16 protein-coding genes and 1 tRNA gene are annotated in these 16,447 nt (G+C 62.4%); 11 read left to right on the top strand and 6 right to left on the bottom strand.

Features of this window, described 5'->3' with window-relative positions:
* The first annotated feature begins 61 nt into the window (after window positions 1-61).
* From QZY44_RS22200 to QZY44_RS22190, 3 genes are all read left to right on the top strand, one after another.
* Window positions 62-184, top strand: coding sequence for a hypothetical protein (locus QZY44_RS22200; protein WP_295452570.1), 123 nt, complete (start codon window positions 62-64; stop codon window positions 182-184).
* A gap of 41 nt (window positions 185-225) precedes the next feature.
* Window positions 226-1,782 (top strand): response regulator, encoded by a 1,557-nt coding sequence (locus QZY44_RS22195; protein ID WP_295452565.1) that lies wholly within the window; start codon window positions 226-228, stop codon window positions 1,780-1,782.
* Between the two features lie 128 nt (window positions 1,783-1,910).
* Window positions 1,911-2,147 carry a helix-turn-helix domain-containing protein gene (locus QZY44_RS22190; RefSeq protein ID WP_295452559.1) on the top strand — a complete coding sequence of 79 codons (237 nt, stop codon included), beginning with the start codon at window positions 1,911-1,913 and terminating at the stop codon, window positions 2,145-2,147.
* A 359-nt stretch (window positions 2,148-2,506) separates the two neighbouring features.
* Here the strand turns inward: QZY44_RS22190 and QZY44_RS22185 are convergent, their stop codons facing one another.
* Window positions 2,507-2,833: a hypothetical protein gene (locus tag QZY44_RS22185; protein WP_295452551.1), complete on the bottom strand. Its 327-nt coding sequence runs from the start codon at window positions 2,831-2,833 to the stop codon at window positions 2,507-2,509.
* A 315-nt stretch (window positions 2,834-3,148) separates the two neighbouring features.
* The gene (locus QZY44_RS22180) at window positions 3,149-4,144 is read right to left on the bottom strand and encodes a hypothetical protein (RefSeq protein WP_295452545.1); all 996 of its coding nucleotides are present in this window, start codon (window positions 4,142-4,144) and stop codon (window positions 3,149-3,151) included.
* 57 nt (window positions 4,145-4,201) lie between these two features.
* On the opposite strand from QZY44_RS22180, the gene QZY44_RS22175 reads away from it, so the two are divergent.
* Entirely contained in the window at window positions 4,202-4,777 is a 576-nt protein-coding gene (locus tag QZY44_RS22175; protein ID WP_295452542.1) for a YqiA/YcfP family alpha/beta fold hydrolase, read from the top strand.
* A 19-nt stretch (window positions 4,778-4,796) separates the two neighbouring features.
* Here the strand turns inward: QZY44_RS22175 and QZY44_RS22170 are convergent, their stop codons facing one another.
* Window positions 4,797-6,005, bottom strand: a complete 1,209-nt coding sequence (locus QZY44_RS22170) for a TraB/GumN family protein (protein WP_295452577.1) — start codon at window positions 6,003-6,005, stop codon at window positions 4,797-4,799.
* Between the two features lie 181 nt (window positions 6,006-6,186).
* Between QZY44_RS22170 and QZY44_RS22165 the strand changes: the two genes are divergently transcribed.
* The 6 genes from QZY44_RS22165 (at window position 6,187) to QZY44_RS22140 (ending at window position 10,713) form a co-directional block, all read left to right on the top strand.
* Window positions 6,187-6,603 carry a hypothetical protein gene (locus QZY44_RS22165; protein ID WP_295452538.1) on the top strand — a complete coding sequence of 139 codons (417 nt, stop codon included), beginning with the start codon at window positions 6,187-6,189 and terminating at the stop codon, window positions 6,601-6,603.
* 215 nt (window positions 6,604-6,818) lie between these two features.
* Window positions 6,819-7,343 (top strand): V4R domain-containing protein, encoded by a 525-nt coding sequence (locus QZY44_RS22160; protein WP_295452533.1) that lies wholly within the window; start codon window positions 6,819-6,821, stop codon window positions 7,341-7,343.
* A 25-nt stretch (window positions 7,344-7,368) separates the two neighbouring features.
* The gene (locus QZY44_RS22155; RefSeq protein WP_295452527.1) at window positions 7,369-8,646 is read left to right on the top strand and encodes a SpoIIE family protein phosphatase; all 1,278 of its coding nucleotides are present in this window, start codon (window positions 7,369-7,371) and stop codon (window positions 8,644-8,646) included.
* Window positions 8,624-9,172, top strand: a complete 549-nt coding sequence (locus QZY44_RS22150) for a SiaB family protein kinase (RefSeq protein WP_295452522.1) — start codon at window positions 8,624-8,626, stop codon at window positions 9,170-9,172. The genes QZY44_RS22155 and QZY44_RS22150 overlap by 23 nt, the downstream gene beginning before the upstream one ends.
* Window positions 9,173-9,185: 13 nt before the next feature.
* Window positions 9,186-9,566 (top strand): DUF1987 domain-containing protein, encoded by a 381-nt coding sequence (locus tag QZY44_RS22145; RefSeq protein ID WP_295452480.1) that lies wholly within the window; start codon window positions 9,186-9,188, stop codon window positions 9,564-9,566.
* Window positions 9,559-10,713: a diguanylate cyclase gene (locus QZY44_RS22140; protein WP_295452476.1), complete on the top strand. Its 1,155-nt coding sequence runs from the start codon at window positions 9,559-9,561 to the stop codon at window positions 10,711-10,713. Before QZY44_RS22145 ends, QZY44_RS22140 begins: the two co-directional genes overlap by 8 nt.
* Window positions 10,714-11,314: 601 nt before the next feature.
* On the opposite strand, the gene QZY44_RS22135 is transcribed toward QZY44_RS22140, so the two are convergent.
* Both QZY44_RS22135 and QZY44_RS22130 read right to left on the bottom strand, forming a co-directional pair.
* On the bottom strand, window positions 11,315-11,959 hold the full coding sequence (locus tag QZY44_RS22135; RefSeq protein ID WP_295452472.1) for an FkbM family methyltransferase: 645 nt from the start codon (window positions 11,957-11,959) through the stop codon (window positions 11,315-11,317).
* Window positions 11,960-12,239: 280 nt separating this feature from the next.
* Complete coding sequence (locus QZY44_RS22130; protein ID WP_295452469.1) at window positions 12,240-13,382, bottom strand: hypothetical protein; 1,143 nt, start codon at window positions 13,380-13,382, stop codon at window positions 12,240-12,242.
* A 744-nt stretch (window positions 13,383-14,126) separates the two neighbouring features.
* Between QZY44_RS22130 and QZY44_RS22125 the strand changes: the two genes are divergently transcribed.
* Window positions 14,127-16,163: a putative glycoside hydrolase gene (locus QZY44_RS22125; RefSeq protein WP_295452466.1), complete on the top strand. Its 2,037-nt coding sequence runs from the start codon at window positions 14,127-14,129 to the stop codon at window positions 16,161-16,163.
* A gap of 78 nt (window positions 16,164-16,241) precedes the next feature.
* Here QZY44_RS22125 and QZY44_RS22120 read toward each other — a convergent pair.
* Window positions 16,242-16,326 (bottom strand) — tRNA-Leu (locus QZY44_RS22120).
* Window positions 16,327-16,447 lie beyond the last annotated feature (121 nt).

Here is a 16,447-nt window from a genome sequence, read left to right as displayed (position 1 = left end):
GGGGCATTCGACAAGTATAGCAGCAATTGAGCCTGGCCCCTTTTAGCCCCGTGACCAAGGGGTGGACATGGACCACGGGCGCATCCTGGAGCTGCTGGCGCTCGATACCGACCTCAATGCCCAGGAGTTGGAGGTGTGGCTGAAGCGGTTTGAGAAATCGCCCGCTGGGCGATTTCTCAAATAGTTAATACGTATTCGGCAGTATTGGCGGGGGGAGTGACGCAGATGTCCAACGAGCAAGATGACAGCGCCGCATGGGAGGCCGTCAGACGGGCCTTGATGCATTTGAACGCGACGTTGCAGAGTGCCGGTCGCGCCTGCACGCTGCTGCGGGTGGGACTCTCCGAAGGGATAGTTCCGAAAGATTTAGGGTCTGCGGCCACCGGGATCGCGGCCGAACTCGACGCATCAGAGGTCCTCGTCGCCGAGTTGCAGGAGTTCGTGCGTTCGAGGTCTTGGGAATGGTCGCCGCAGGAATTCGATCTGCTCGCCATTGTCGATATGTGGGTGGAGAGTTACGGTAGCGCTTGGCGCCAGAATGGGCGGAGACTGCGCTGCCACATCGACCCGGCGACGCCGGTTCTGTTGGCGGGGGACCTATCGGCGCTCATCCAGCCGATCTTGGACTGTGTCGGCTATGCCGCAACCTTTGCGAATCAGGGCGACGCTAACCTGCGGATCTTCCCGGTCTGGCACACGGACCGTTCTGCGCTCATCCGTCTGGAGTTGGGGTGCGAGGGCGTGGGGCTTGCGCTCGGGCAATCCCCGCCCCTGCTCGATCCGCGCCAGCCGCCGCTACGGATTCAGAGTGCCCGCATGGCAGTTGAGCGCGTCGGCGGGGCCTTGGGCCTGGAACGGCTGGCGGACGGCACCTTGCTTATCTGGCTAGAAATCCCGTTCGCGCGAGCGGCGGCGGTCGTGGACGCGCAGCCGCCCTGCCTTGCCGGCCTGCGCTGCATACTCCTGTCAGCCGGCAAACCCGCCCGCTTGCGCGACCTGGGAGAGACACTCACGCTCTGGGGTCTGCGGGTCACCGCGGTTGCCGACGAATCGGCGGCGATCGCGGCCATCGCCATCGGTGAGTTCGATCTGGTTTTGGTCCATCAGGACCAGAGGCTGCCGGAGACCTCCCGTTGTGCCGACATCGCACACGCGGCTGCGGGGCGCGGCCCCGTCAAGACGATTCTGATTGCGGAACGGCCACCCGGTTGCCACGAGATTGCGCGCGGAACCTTCGACCTGGTGTTGAAACCACTCGCGGCAGTATCTGACCTGGCCCGCTGTTTGGTCGATCTTATGACCCTGGAAGAGCCAGGGCGCATCAAGCGCTTGCAGCCTCTGATGCAGTTCCCACGCTACGACGGGAACGGCACCGTCCTGCTGGCGGACGACAATCCAATTTCTCGCCAGGTCTTGGTGGCGATGCTCGGTCAAAGGGGCGTCCGTGTCGTTGCGACCGCCGACGGAAGCAAGGCCGCTGAGGCGTACGCACAGGAGTCATTCGATCTCGTGCTGCTGGACCTGGAGATGCCGACGCTGAGCGGGCTGGAGGCGATGCAAAAGATTCGCGGGCTTGCCGGAGGTCGGAAATGCCCGCCGTTGATCTGTCTTACTTCCTGGGGGACTGACACGCCCGCCCTGATCGAGAGCGGCTTTGATGACGTATTGGCTAAACCCATCTCGCGGGTGGCACTCGACTCCATTTTGTGCCGATGGATGCCTTACAATGATAGTCTCGGTGCTGAGTGTGGCGCAAGCGATGAGGCATGCGCGCCGCTTTAGGTCGATCATTGGGCGTCACATCGATCACGACCATGAGAATAAGGTGAGAATAAGGGGCTAGGCTCAATTAGGTTCTTCTCCACCCGACGGGTTCAATTGAGCCTGGCCCCTTATGCTCTTTAGACGCGGTGAGAAGCATTAAGGCTGGAAAGGTTGGCGCTGTTCGTACCGTTGAACTTTCAGCCGTCGTCGAGGCACGAAACAATACCGGGCTTTCGCAACCAAAGTTTGCGGAGCGTCTTGGAGTATCGGTTAGAACCCTGCAAGATTGGGAGCAAGATCGCCGGCAACCCAGTCGCGCAGCGGCATCGTTGATTAAGATTGCGAGACAACGTCCGGATGCGCTTCGCGAAGTTTTCGGGTAGCGACATCGATATGGTGTGGATCGATCGCCAGGATCGTGTTGTGCCAGGCAGCGTTGAAAAAGCCAGGATTTAACTAAAGGGATACCTGGGACAGACAACAGTTTCCCTCCGATCCCGCTGCCCCGGCAGCAAAGTACACGAGAATGGAGTCCGAGAATGCGAGAATGGGGTCAGGTCTTGCACTCAAGCATTCTCGCGTGGGTGCGTGATTGCAAAAACCTGCCCCCGATCCGCAAGGAGGCGAGGTTCGACCTGTCTGGCGACAGGAATGTTATCTCTCGCCTTTACCCAAATAGTTCTCGGGGTTGAAGTCATCGATGTCAATCTTACCGAAATGCTTAGGCGGCGTGTATATTAATCTATTTTTTTTTATCAAGATTATCGGATGTCGTTTCCTCGGCACGTACCAACTGCCACGTATCATCTCGCCTTGAATAGTCGAACTGAAAATTAACGGCCCAGCGGTCCCTGCCGCCTCCCTCCTGACTGACAGTAAATTTTTTCGGCCCGACCGTTATGGAATCGAATGGGTCACCCGATACGCCGCCACAGGTCGAGCAGAGCACGACCTTGTCGCTGCGTTTCTTGACCTGCAACAGTCCGTTTGGCTGTTTCACTATGATCAATAGCTGCCGCTGCCGTTGTTCGTCCGAGGCATCAGGATCGCTATCATCCTTCTGTTGCAACTCCAGTACTTACGAGAGGCCTTTTGTACGTTCCTGCCGCTGTCAGGATAAGGGGCCACCATTTAGCCGACCCCGGTAAAGAGGCAGGTATTGCGGGCGAACGGGTTGATGGGGAGCAGCAACAATAAACCAGTAACTTAGTCTGTCACGCCCTTTCAGGGCTAGGCCCCCTTAATATCCCTCACGCCCAGGGCGTTGCCCGGGGCTGGTATGTTCGACCCCGTTGGGGTCGACAGGCAAAATAGGGTGGAAGCGGGTACTCGTATCGGGAGTTACCCTTTGCGGCACTAGCCGAAGAACCTGCCAAGCAAGCGCCTATTCGGCCTGGCTTGGCCACACCCGCTGGAACAGTGCAGTCAGGTCCGCGTCCTCACGCCCCGCCAGCGCCTGCACCAAGCGCCCGCGCAAGCGCTCATTGCCGCGATAGACGGCCAAGTCCCGCAGCACCAGCTCCGCAATCCGGTGCTCCCCATCGGCCACCAGCGCGAGCAACCAGTCGAAGGCTGCCTCGCTGCGATGCAGCGCCGCCCCCTTGAGCAGGAGCAGCTGCGCCTGCCCCTTATAGGGGGCGGCATCCCAGCGCCGCCGCACCTCCATGAGCGCCTCCGGGAGCCGGGACTCACCCAGGGCCAGGGCCGCCAGTTCGCGCAAAAGCGGATCGCCCAGGTCCAGAAACTCCGCGACAAAGGCGGCACAGGGCACCGCGTCCAACCGCAGCAAGGCAAGCAGGCAGGCGCCGATGACCTCCGGCTCCGCGTCACCGACCTGGGCCTTGGTGCGCAAGACCGACTCCGCGGCGATCGGCTCGCAGCACGCGATGGCGTCCATCACCCCAGCGCGCACCCGTGGCTCCGGGTCCGCCAGCAGCCGCGTCAGTTCCGGCAGGGCGCGGGCGTAGGCCGTGGCGGCCAGGCCCACAGCACAGGTGATGCGGCAGTCAACTGCGGTATCCTGACTACCGCCCCATGCGGGTTCCGGTTGGCGCAGGCGGATGCCGGCCAGGAAGAACGCCACGTCGGGGCAGTCCAGTGCCACCAGTGCACGGGCGATGGCGCCCTTGGCGGTGCATTGGGGGTCCCGGGCCGGGGGAAGGTCCGCCAGTCGACTGAAGGCGGCGATCAAGTCCGGTTCCAGGCCGTAGTGGAGCCCGTCGCCCGCGTAGCCGGCCGCCGCGGCCACCAGACGGTAATGGGGATCGGCCAGGGCCGGGCGCAAGATCTCAACGCCCGCCCCACCGCCCGCCATGGCCGAGCGCAGTTCGGCCAGGCGCTCGGTCACGCGGGTATCCGCTGTGCTCTGTCGTTTTGCCATCACTTGAGACCTCGAAGACCGGTCGTCCCCACTCCACCAGCAGCCATCACCAATCACATGCTTGTTTATCTGCACGGACTCAACAGTTCCAGCCGCGCGGCCAAGGCCGAAACCCTGCGCACGCGCCTGGCACCTTACCCGGTGCTGGCCCCGGACTACCCGGCTCACCAACCGCGGGCGGCGGCAGAGCGGCTGTCCGCCTTCTTCGCCGACCTGGGGCCGGCGCGCCCGGCCGTCATCGGCAGTTCCATGGGCGGTTTCTACGGCCAGTGGCTGGCGCGCCGCTTCGCCTTCTCCCACCTGTTTCTGATCAACCCGGCACTGACCCCCTGGGACCTGTTCCCGCCCCGCTTGGGTGAGATCATGACGACGGCGCAGGGAGAGACCTATCAGGTCACCGCCGAGCTGGGCGAGGCCACCCGCGCCTATGGTATCGCCGACCCCTGCGACGGAGTATCGACCACGCTCTTCCTGGACCGGGGCGACGAGGTGATCGACTACCGCATCGCGGAATCACTCTACCGCGACTGCGGCCGACTGCTGATCTGGGACGACGGGGACCACTCGTTCCAGCACATGGAGGAGGCCATCGACTGCATCCGCCCGCACTTGAGCGGGCCTCACCAGGGCTAATCCCAGCGCCGACGCTGGTTTACCCGAACAGCCGCCCGGCGATGCGAGCCCCACCCACCCAGGTCCCAATCGCCGCCCCCAGGCTGCTCAGCAGGAAAACAAGGAAGACCCGGGCCACCCGGTTGCGCCACCAGCCGCCCAGGGTCGCCACGTCGTGACGCAGGCGCCCGAAGTCGCCCATGCTCGGTTTGCGCAGCCACAACTCGACCGCCCCGGTCACCATCCCGGCACCGATGGCGGGGTGGAGCGTAGTCAGTGGCGCGGCGAGAAAGCCCGCCAACACGGTCAAGGGGTGACCGCCGGCGATCAGTGTACCCAGCGCACAGAGCCCACCGGTGATCAGTATCCAGGAAAACACCAGGTCCCAACCCAGCTGCGGGCTCTGCACGAAGCCCCACGCCAGCCCCCCGACCACCAGCACCAGGATCAGCCAGGGCAGGACCGCCGGCCAGCGGCTCGGCGGCGGCACCTGCTCCAGGTCGGTCAGGCACGCCCGCGGGTCCCCCAGGTCCGCGGCCAGGTCGCGGGCAAGCCCCTTCAGGTGGCCGGCCCCCACCACCACCAGCACGCGCCGCGCCCCCACCCGGTCGGACTCCAGGCGCAGCTTGGCGGCCATGTAGCGGTCGCGCTCAGCGATCAGCGGGACGAACAGGTCTTCGCGGTCTTGCGCAAACTCGGCGAAGGCGGTCTCGAGCACGTCGCCATCCTTGAGGCGCTCGACCTCGTCCGCACCGACCTCTTCGGCGGAAAAGAGCGCCGTCAGGAGCCCGGCGAACAGGGTGTAGCGCCGCCACCAGCCCAGGCGCGCGGCGATGCGGCGCAGCGTCACACCGATCTCCCGATCGATCAGGAGCACCGGCAACCCCTGCACCTCGGCCAACTGCACGGCCACGCGTTGCTCGGCCCCGGGCTCGATGCCGAACTGGTCGGCCAGGCGCTGCTGGTAGGCCGACAGCGCCAGGTTGGCCACCATCATATAGGCGCGCCCCTGGCGGATGACCGAGAAGAGGTCCATCTGGGCCAGCGCGTTGGGGTCCTTGAGCGCGGAGAAACGGCTGTGGCAGAGCTCCACCGCCACCGCGTCGTAGTCACCCCCGGCGAGCAGCCGGCGCACCGCATCGACGCTGGCGTGGGAGACATGGGCCGTGCCTAACAGGGTGACGCGGGTCGCACCGAGCGTCAGCTCGCATTGGGGTTCCCCAGGCGGGGAAAAGGGCAATTCCGGCATGGGCGCGAGGTCCTGATCGGTCGGGCGCAGGGCGTGGCCGGTCATCATAACCCATCGCCTTTACGACCCGTTGGAGGGTGCGGGGTGATACCTTAGAATCGCCGCCGACGGGCGCACCAAACCGCCGTGCAGCCCACCGGCGCCGCGCCAAGCCTTTATTACGCAACCGCCAGGAGCCGGGATGAACCCCCAAACCACCATCCGACTGTACGTTGTGCTCTTGCTCACCGGCCTGCTGTTAGGGGGCTGCAGCACCGTCGACAAGGAGACGCCGGACTTGAGCCTCCAGGCCGCCACCTCTGCCTACCAATCCGCGCTGCGCTGGGGCTATTTCGAGACCGCGTTCGGCTACCTCGACCCGGCACTGCGCCGCGGCAAGGGCCTGCCGGCGGGTTACGGGGATCTGCGACTCACCAGTTACGAAGTCGTGCAGCCACCGATGCGCACTGGCATCGGAGAAGGCACCCAGATTGTCGCCTACGACTATCTCCATGAAGACCGACAGGTGGTGAAGCAACTCATCGACCGCCAGGTCTGGCGCTACGACCCCAAAATCAGGAACTGGTGGCTGGTCTCCGGGTTGCCCAAGTTTGAGTAACAGGGACTGAGCGGCGCCCTGACCGAGGCCCGTCGCGCCCCCGAATCTACCCAACAGTGCCCGCGCGGCGGCCGGTAACACGCGTGCGCCTTGAAGCGTGCCCGGGGCCCGGCGTAGCATGGACGGTGCGTGCCATACGGTGGCCCACTGCCCTTGAGCACGTCGTACCCAGACCCCGGACCGGGTCGGCTTTTTCAACCTTGGAGAGAACACTCATGTTCAAAGAAGAGCGTACCGAATCGCAATTCGACTGGTCCATGCTGGGGAACCTCGCCGAGGGTCGACCCAACCTGGGCGATTCGATGAATGTCGCAGTTTATCGCCTGATGCAATTCACCCTGCGCGACGTACTCATCCAGCGGATGGGCGTGGCGGATGCCGACCGGGTCTTCTATGAGGCGGGCCGCAAGGCGGGCGAGCAGTTTTATACCCATGTGCTCACGAAAAAGGGCAGCTTCCCGGAGTTCGTCGGGGACCTGCAGGAGTCGCTCCAGAAGCTCAATATCGGCATCCTGCGTGTCGAGTTGGCAGACCTGGAGAAACTGAACTTCACGCTCACGGTCGCCGAAGACCTGGACTGCTCCGGGCTGCCGGTCTGCGGCGAGCAGGTCTGCACCTATGATGAGGGGTTCATCCATGGCCTGCTGACCTCTCACACCGGCCGCGAGTTTCGGGTGCGTGAGGTGGATTGCTGGGCCTCCGGCGACCGCGTCTGCCGCTTCGAGGCGCACGCCATCTGAGTCCCGTTGGACTCAGCTCATCCGCATGGTCACCGTTGCCGCGCATTATCTGGATCAGTTGACCGGGACGGTGTACCAAATCCTGCGGGGCGAGAAACCGCCGCCGCTGCAATTGCCCGCGGATTATCCGGAGGACGAGTTCAAGCAGCTGGTCGGCTATATCAATCGCTTCATCCGCGAATACGATGAATTTGCCGACTTCATGTACTCGATGGCGCGGGGCGAGCTGGATCAGCCGCCCCCGGCGGGCAAGATGCGGGTGCTCCAGTCGTTCAAGAGCCTGCAGGCCAACCTGCGCCATCTGACCTGGAAGACGCAGCAGATCGCCAATGGCGACCTCGCCCAGCGGGTCGATTTCATGGGCGATTTCTCGACCGCGTTCAACGAGATGACGCGGCAATTGGAGCAGGCCTTTGCGGACCTGCAGCAGGAGAAGGAGCGCTCCGAGCAATTGCTGCGCAACGTGACCGACAGCATCCGTTATGCCCAGCGCATCCAATCCGCACTCTTACCAGCGCCCGGGGCACTGGCGTCCTATCTGGCCGATCGGTTCTGTCTGTGGCTGCCTCGGGATATCGTGGGCGGGGATATCTATTGTATGGAGGAGTGCCCGGCGGGAGCACTGGTGGCGCTCCTGGACTGCACCGGGCATGGCGTACCAGGCGCTCTCATGTCGATGCTGGCGGTCACCGGGCTGCGGCGGCTGATCCGGGACGAGCATTGCTACTCACCCGCGCTGCTGCTTGCGCGTTTGAATGAGTCGATCCGCACGACACTGCGCCAGGATACCGCCACCACCCCCTCGGACGATGGCCTGGATGCGGCCATCTGTCTCATTGCGCCGGCCCAAGGCCGCCTCATCTTTGCCGGCGCCCATTTGCCGCTCTATACCGTTGCGAATGGCCAATTGGCGCAACTGCGCGGGGATCGCGCCAGCCTCGGCTATAAGCGCTCCAAGACTGACTTTGCCTTTACCAGCCATACGATAGAACTGCGTCCGGACTTGGCCTTCTACCTTTGCACCGACGGACTGCTGGACCAGCCGGGCGGCCCGCGCGGGTTGCCGTTCGGGCACCATGGCCTTCAGCAGGTGCTCGAGGCGCATTGGCGCGAGCCCTTCGCGCAACAGCGCGAGGCACTCCAGGATCAATTGCTCGCCCATGCCGGCACGCACAGCCGCCGGGATGACGTGACCGTCCTGGGTTGGACGGTGGCTGCCCCCAGCAGCCAGCCGGCCGGCGGTCCGCTTACCGCCTCGCTTCACGTACCAGGAGTGGGCCATGCCAACGATCGATCTGTTTGAGCTGCGCAATACCTTCGCGATGCACGACGTGCTGACCTGCTTCAACGGCCCCTTTTCCCATGGTCTGATCGAGGAGTTTGGCGTGGCCGTGCGCCGCCATCTGGAGCAGCGGGCCGCCGAGCATTCCGCCCTGCTCGATGTCTTCGCCGTCTATGTGGAACTGGCCCAAAACGTCCGCAACTATGTGACCATGAAGGGCTTCACCCCAGGTCAGCCGCATAACCCGGACTGCGCCATCATCACCATCCTGTGGGACGGTGAGCGCTTCGCCGTGGCGGCCGGCAATGTGGTTGCGCACGCGGATGCGACCGGGCTCGAGGCGCGGATCAGTGAATTGAACGCACTGGATAAAGATGACTTGCGGGTGCGCTTCAAGAAGCAACTGCGCGCTCCGCGCCCGGCCGACAGCTTGGGCGCCGGCCTGGGCCTGCTGGACATCGCCCGCCGGGCCGGCGCGCCAATGACGGTCACGCGCACCCCGCTGGCGGCCGACTGGGAATTTTTCAGCATCCTCGTGCGGATCTGACAAGAGACGAACCATGACCTCACTCGACCTGCCGCAGACCCGCGCAACCCCGCGGGTACTGTTTGACCCGCAGACCCGCACCCTGACCCTCAAGGGCGAGTCCTATCCCGAAAACTCCTTTCAGTTCTTCGAGCCAATCCTGGAGTGGGTCGACGGCTATCTGCGCGAGCGCCATGAGGCCATCACTATTGCGGTAGATATGCCCTATATGAACAGCAGCAGCACCAAGTGCATGCTCGACCTGCTCGACCGCTTCGAGGATGCCTACCGCGGCGGCCAACCGATCTTGCTGCACTGGTCTTATGACCCGGAGAACGGGCGCGCACTGGACCTGGCCGAGGAATTCAAAGAGGAAGTGACTTTCCCGTTCGAGACGGTCGGCGTTCGTGGATGAATCTGCCGGTGGCGACGACGGCGTCGGCCCGGCCGAGGCAGCGATAGCGTTGCGCGCCAAGAAGTTGCGGGACGCCATGACCGCCGGGGCACCGATCGATTGGCCGGCGGAATACCGCTTGCTGCTGGAGCGCCACGGTCGGCTCGCCGCACGCTTGGATAAGGTCGTCGCGATTGCGGATGGCTATCAGGCCTCGAGCCGTGACCTGATCGAGCGACTGGAACGGGTCAATGAACAATTTCACCAGCTACGCGATCTGGGCGTGCCGGTGTGCCGGTATTGCGGGCAGGTGCGGGTGGATGACCGCTACCAGGCGCGGGTAGCGGCGTTTCTCAAACATCATGCAGACTTGGGACTCGCCCGCGGCGTCTGCTCAAGCTGTCTGGAGGAGCGTTACGGCGAGCGCGTCCGGCCATCGGTCCCGGCCCCGACCAGCCGGGACGCGGGGCCGCGCCCTGATCCGGCGCCCGTCTCCGATAGCGTACTGAACCGGGTGCGCGCCACCCTGGCCGATCCGGCGCATGCCGCCGCGCCGCTGCTCGCCCCCCTGGAGGACCTGGCCGAGCGCTATGAGAAACTCCTGCGCCGCCTGAACAAATTGGTACTGATCAGCGATCGCTTTCAAAACCAACTCCAGGACAGCAACCTGCACCTGGAGCACCTGGCAAGCACGGATATCCTCACGGGACTCACCAGCCGTCAGGCCATGACCACCTGGCTGGAGGCAGAGGTGCGGCGGGCCCGCGGCGAACACCGCCCGCTCGCGTTGCTGTCACTGGACATCGATCACTTCAAGGATGTCAACGACACCTACGGCCACGAGGCCGGCGATGCGGTCCTGGTCACGGTCGCCGCCGCCATCCAACGCGACCGGCGGCGCGGCGATCAGGCCGGGCGCTGGGGTGGCGAGGAGTTCGTGGTGGTGCTGCCGGACTGTCCGCTCACGGATGCGCTGCCGATCGCAGAGAAGTTACGGGCGACGATCGCCGAACAATGGGTCATCATCGGCGAGCAGCCGATCGCCGTCACCGCCAGCATCGGCGTCGCCGTCTTTACCCCGGATGACACCATCGACGACCTGCTGCGGCGTGCCGATCAGGCCATGTACGCGGCCAAGCATGGCGGACGCAATCGGGTGGTGGGCTAATCAAACAAGCCGGCAAGGCGCTGTTCCACGGCGCCTTGCCGGCATGCTCGATCACCGTTTAACACGCGCTCCGTAGGACCGAGAGAACGTAAGTAGCGGCAGACGCCCACGCCGCCATCAGGCTGCGCCTGGGAGCGTCGACCCGCGCCAATTGCTTACCGAAACTCCGGTCGCTATGGGCGATTCGGGGTTCATCAATAGGACGAACCTCCGGCAAGGACAACAATGGCCTTCCCCGGCACTGGGTTGTCATGCACAATTCGCATGCACTCAATGTCACAGCGGCTGTCAGCGCCCAAACCAGCCGTTGCACAACACGCAGCCGCCGATGTCCACTTTCGCTGACGCACATATAAGAGACCCTGCGGCGGATGGCTGTAATGAGAGAGTCGATCATGACTTCTTCATCCACTCCAGATTGACTAAAGCGACGCGCAAACTGATGACCTTGCGAATTAGCACAACACCTGCGGCGTACGCGCGCATTTTCGGTTAGGCTCTTCGTCGTTTCCAGAAAAAAACCCGAGCCGGCCCCCTTATTGAAAGATTATGACCGATTGGGCGAGAAAGTTGTTTTCGGTTTCTGGCCAGGCATTAACTATCAACGAAATTCGAGGTAATAGCGTTCATTTTGCTCATCGCCGGGCGGCGCCAGATCGTTGCGGCGGAACAGCATGTCGGTCTCGACGAGCGCGTGGTTGCCCCGATGCCACGCGCGCATCGTCATCAGATGAAAGCCCCGCGCAGTCAGAAACTCAAACACGTCGGCAAAGCTCGGCGCCCCCTCGTAGAGTGGAAAGATTGCGGCCTCGACAAAAATGTGGTCGATGCGTGGCAAGCTTTGTTCAGCCCCCCGCAGCACGCGCATCTCAAAACCCTGGACGTCGATTTTGGCCAGATAAATCTGCTCCAGTCCTTGCTCGCGCACGTAAGCATCGACAGTCGTGACCGGTACCGACACGCGGCTCACCGCGCCGGTGGCGTAGCCCACCCGGCGCCAAGTCTCGTCACGGGGATCGAGAAACGAGTTTGAAACCAATGATTCGGACAATACATTCAACGACAAGCAACCGACGGCGTCACCGACCCCAAGCTGATTCAGTTGCACGCGCGGATCGTTTCCGTAGGCGCGGGCCATGGCCTCGAACGACTCCGGAAACGGCTCGAAAGCGTGAATTCGCGCGGCTGGGCACCAGTCCTGCCAGCAGTGAAAAAACCAGCCGTGATGCGCCCCGAGGTCGAGCACGACATGCGTGTCAGCAACCGGCCCAATACAGTGAAGAATCGACCAATCCGAGTTCAAATGAGTCGTGGGTAGGCCAAACGCTCGCTTGATGCTAGTGCGAACCTGCTGCGGCAAGACCCGCCTTATGAGTGACATTATCATGTCGTGTGATCCCCATCTTGAACTGTTTGAAGTTTCCTCATCGGGATTGACCCGCTGCGGCACAAGCTTGCTGTACGCGCGGATACCGTGCATCCGAAATCATCGCCGCGGACCGGTCGCGTCGAGGGCATGCCCAAAGTCAGTCGAGCAATATCGGGCGCAAACCTGCAAGCAGGCGCCGCATTCTCTCGCTTTCCGGTGGAATCACGCGGTCGTATCTTTCTTCAACATTCGCACGATACTCTTCAATGTGTTCGATCAGTCCCTGCACGCAGGTGGGTAACTGCTCTTTCGTGTCATAGAGCACAGCCATCCCCTGATCTTCAAGAATCTGAAAGCTCGGCTGCCTGAGCGCAATGACTGGTTGGCCAAGATAGAGGTAATTACATAGCTTTTGCGATGAGAAGCCCATGAGTGAGAACTGAGGCGCCGCTTGCGTGTATACGACAAATCCGATATCAGCCATGGCTGTGACAGATAGCGCCTGCTGATATGTTGTCCTCTTGTCAAAGACCCATAACGGAATGTAACCCGATAACCGATCCAATAGTTGCTTGACCAAATCTGTCATGGTGCCTGCGGTCTGGATCATGAGCCCCACGCGGCTGGTATCGACAAAATCAAGTATCGAGAGGAAATCGCCTGCGCCTCCCGCCTCATGAAAGGTGCCGGCATAAGAAATCAAAATCATGTCCGCAGGGATCCCATATTGAGTGCGCAAACTGCGTTTATCCTGCCTGAGTCGGCGCGGATCGACGCAGGCGCAACAGTTTTCCAGAAATGGCTGCTGACCCTCACGCAAGCCGGCGTAATCACATTGCAGCGGCATACGACAGAGATCGGTGATAATCGTCAAATCCGCCTTGCGCATGGCATATTTGGCCAACCACTCGAACCGCGGGTCCGGCGGTATCCGCCCGGCATAGATTTCGTCGCACGCGATCACGAATTTTGCACGACTGCGCCGCGACAAAAGATACGCAGTGGGCACCGGAGCGCTACAGCAGGAGAGATAGACGTCGTAGTCTTTCCAAGACGAATCAAAGAACCGCTTGCCCAGCCAGCGCGCGCCATAGTCAAATGTTTTCAAGCCAAGATCAAACCTATCGATGAAGGCGTGGTCACAGCTCTTGGGTGTCGCCGTCGTGAATACGTCGACCTGATACCCTAGCCGCCTCAACGCCAAAAAAATGGCTTCATCGAACGGGCGTCCAAGATGCTCCGGATCAGACAAGAAGTAAGCGGCGCGATTTCTACCCCGACATTTTAATAATGTCTTCATTTGCTAACCCCGAGTGTCGCTCTTGGTCATCCCCGTTAAGGCGATTGCCATGCCGCCAAGTGTAGGTGCGACTTAAGTCGCACTTAACATCCTATGGTGGGTGGTAACAGGTTTTTTGGAGATCACCTAAGCCACTACCGGCATGCTACCACCCGGCTACCGGACCTTCCAGGTTGATGACGACGTCCGTCACCACCTGCTGGGCAACCACAGAACGCCCTCGGGCGTCGCCACGAAGGCCGCCAAGACCGCTGGAGCGATATCATTTACTCCGGCCGGGGCATGGAGATCGGGGTAATGATCAACGCCACAGCGATCCAGGCGCCCTTACCAACCACGCCAGGACACAGTTTTTGGTAAAAATAGACCATGCTCATCCACCTGTCAAGCCACGACGAGAAAATCCGTTCCTTCTGGGCCACTGTGTGCGCCGCACCCCAGTACAGCGCGATCGCGCAAGGAGCAGCAGCATCACGTGGTGCGGATGGGCCGGGCCGCACTGGGGTGCAGCGGGCCAAGGCATCGCCGTTACACATGGAGCACAGACGACTCGATTGCGATGAAGAGCCATTACACTCGGGACGCACGAGGCGCCTGGTCAGAACGTGCGCCGCAATGTGGCCTTGCACTCGCTTTCATTGCTTTACGTTTGTTAGACTCGCGGCGTCGGGCCTCGTTCGTTTCGCCTTCGCGGGCAGAGTTTGTGTAACGCCAAAATAGACCAAAGTTTTTGAGGAAACTAGAGTGAAAACCAGGTCTCACTCCCATCCGCTCGTATCGCTGGCCGCGGTCGCCCTGGCGCTCGCAGGCATCGCCGCCTCGCCAACCGCCGCCGCCGGCACCCGGCTGGACGTCCCACTGCCGTTCCCCCGTCTGGGGATGTGGTGGCCTGACCCTTGGGCACAGCCACTCGCCGATATTGCGCGCTACGACTGGGTAATCCTTGACCAATGGCAGCCGCAATTCATCGCACCGTTGCGCGCCATCAAACCGAATTTGACCCTGCTCAATGCCACCAACGCCTGCGAAGTCTTCTACGAGCCCGGCAACCCGGCAGCCAATACCCAGATCCGGACACTGCCCGCGCAGTGGTTTCTGACCCAGATCGGGACCGGGCTGACGGCGGCGATCAGCGCCACCGTGCAAACCATTCCGGTCGAGCGCACGACGGTGAGCCAGAACGGCAAAAACTTGAAGCTCTTCGTGGCCGGCGATACGGTGCTGGTCGAGGGCGAAAGCATGCAGGTCATATCCGTCAACGCGACCGCCAAGACCATCAAGGTCAAGCGCGGTTATATCCGGCCGGCAGCGGCCCATACGGCGGGGGCGCGCATCGCCGCCCACGTCTCGTTCTGGCCCAATTCCTGGGTGATGAACCTGGCCGCTGCCAACGTCGCTCCCGGGCCCGGCGGGGCGAGCGATTGGGCACATTACAACGCCGGGAACTCGCTCGCCTTGCTCGCGGACCCCGGCTGGGACGGACTGCTGATCGACCGGACCGACCGGGACGAGTCCTGGCTGATCGGAAACTCCACCGCGCGCTCGCTCGCTCCGGACCAATCCAATACCGTCCCAACCAATTACCAGTCGTTCGATGCGGCCTGGAACCAGGGCTTGACCCAGTATCTGGGCTTGGTGCGTGCCGGGACGGATCCCGACCGGATACTGTTCGCCAACTGGGCCATGACCGATTATGGGACGCTCAACGGCAACAACATGGAAGGGTTTCCGACCGACAGCGGCGGGGCCTATAACGAGGGCTGGCATCGCAGTGTCTTCGGACCCTGGCCGTCCAAGGGCAGCTATATGGAATGGCTCAGCAATGCCCGAGCGCCCAACCTGACCATGGTGGAGACCTACGAGGACGACGCAGCGACCAGCCCCTCGGGCAACGGCACCTATTACAACCGCTGCCACGATGCCGGCTTCGGGCCAAACTACCGCAAGATGCGCTTCGGGCTTACCACCGCACTGCTCGGCGACGGCTATTTCAGCTATGAGATGAACACCAACGGTCACGGCAGCCTATGCCTGATGTGGTTCGATGAGTACGACAATGCCGGCCAAGGGCGCGGCTATCTCGGTCAGGCGCTCGCCCCGGCCTATCGAGCGAACGCGGGCGCCACGCCCCCCGATCTGCTGACGGGCGCGCGCTTCGATCTGGCGAATAATCTTTCCCATTGGTCGCCTTGGGCCGACCCCGGGTACCAAATCACCGCCGCGCGGGATGCGGCGGACGTCGCCCAGGGCGATGCGTCGATGCGCCTGACGGTCGGGAGCGCCAAGGGAGACTATTGGGGGGCGGTCTATGTGTATAAGACCCTGGCCCTGACCGCCGCCACTGAATATACCGTCAGCTTTTCCGCCAAGGCCGATCGCGATCGCGAGCTGAACGTCTGGGCGCAGATGAGCACAAAGCCCTGGACGACCTGGCTCGATTTCGGCGCCTTCCCGCTCTCCACTCAATGGCAGCGGTTCGAGCTGCCGGTCACCTCGACCGGGGGCGATCCGCTCGCCATGCTCGAATTCGGCGTGGGCCAAGACACGGGCCAGGTCTGGATCGACAACGTGCAGGTCAAGCCAGGCAACCCCGACATCTGGCGGCGCGACTTCGAGCATGGCACGGCCTTGGTCAACGCCAGCGCGACGGCCGCAACGGTCGCTCTGAACGGAACCTTCCGCAAGATCGCCGGCACCCAAGACCCCGCGGTCAACGACGGCAGCCTGGTTACCCAGGTCGTCATTGCCCCCCATGACGGGATCGTCCTATTGAAGCCCTGAGCACTCTCCAGAAACAAAAAAGGCACTGTTTTCACAGTGCCTTTTTTGTTTTGACCAGGTCGAATCCCGATCAGGATTTGGTGCCGAGAAGAGGACTCGAACCTCCACGGGTTGCCCCACTAATACCTGAAACTAGCGCGTCTACCAATTCCGCCACCTCGGCTAAGATTCCCTGCCAGGCCATCGCGTGAGAGATGAGCCGGTTGGGAGCGCGCATCTTAGTGAGACAGGGCGGGCTTGTCAACGATACACTAGGCAATATTCGCAAAAGCCTCAAGACAGAC

Origin of the sequence: uncultured Thiodictyon sp. (genome assembly GCA_903837595.1) — a bacterium.
Classification (GTDB): Bacteria; Pseudomonadota; Gammaproteobacteria; order Chromatiales; family Chromatiaceae; genus Thiodictyon.
This window is presented reverse-complemented; position numbering and strand designations above follow the sequence as displayed.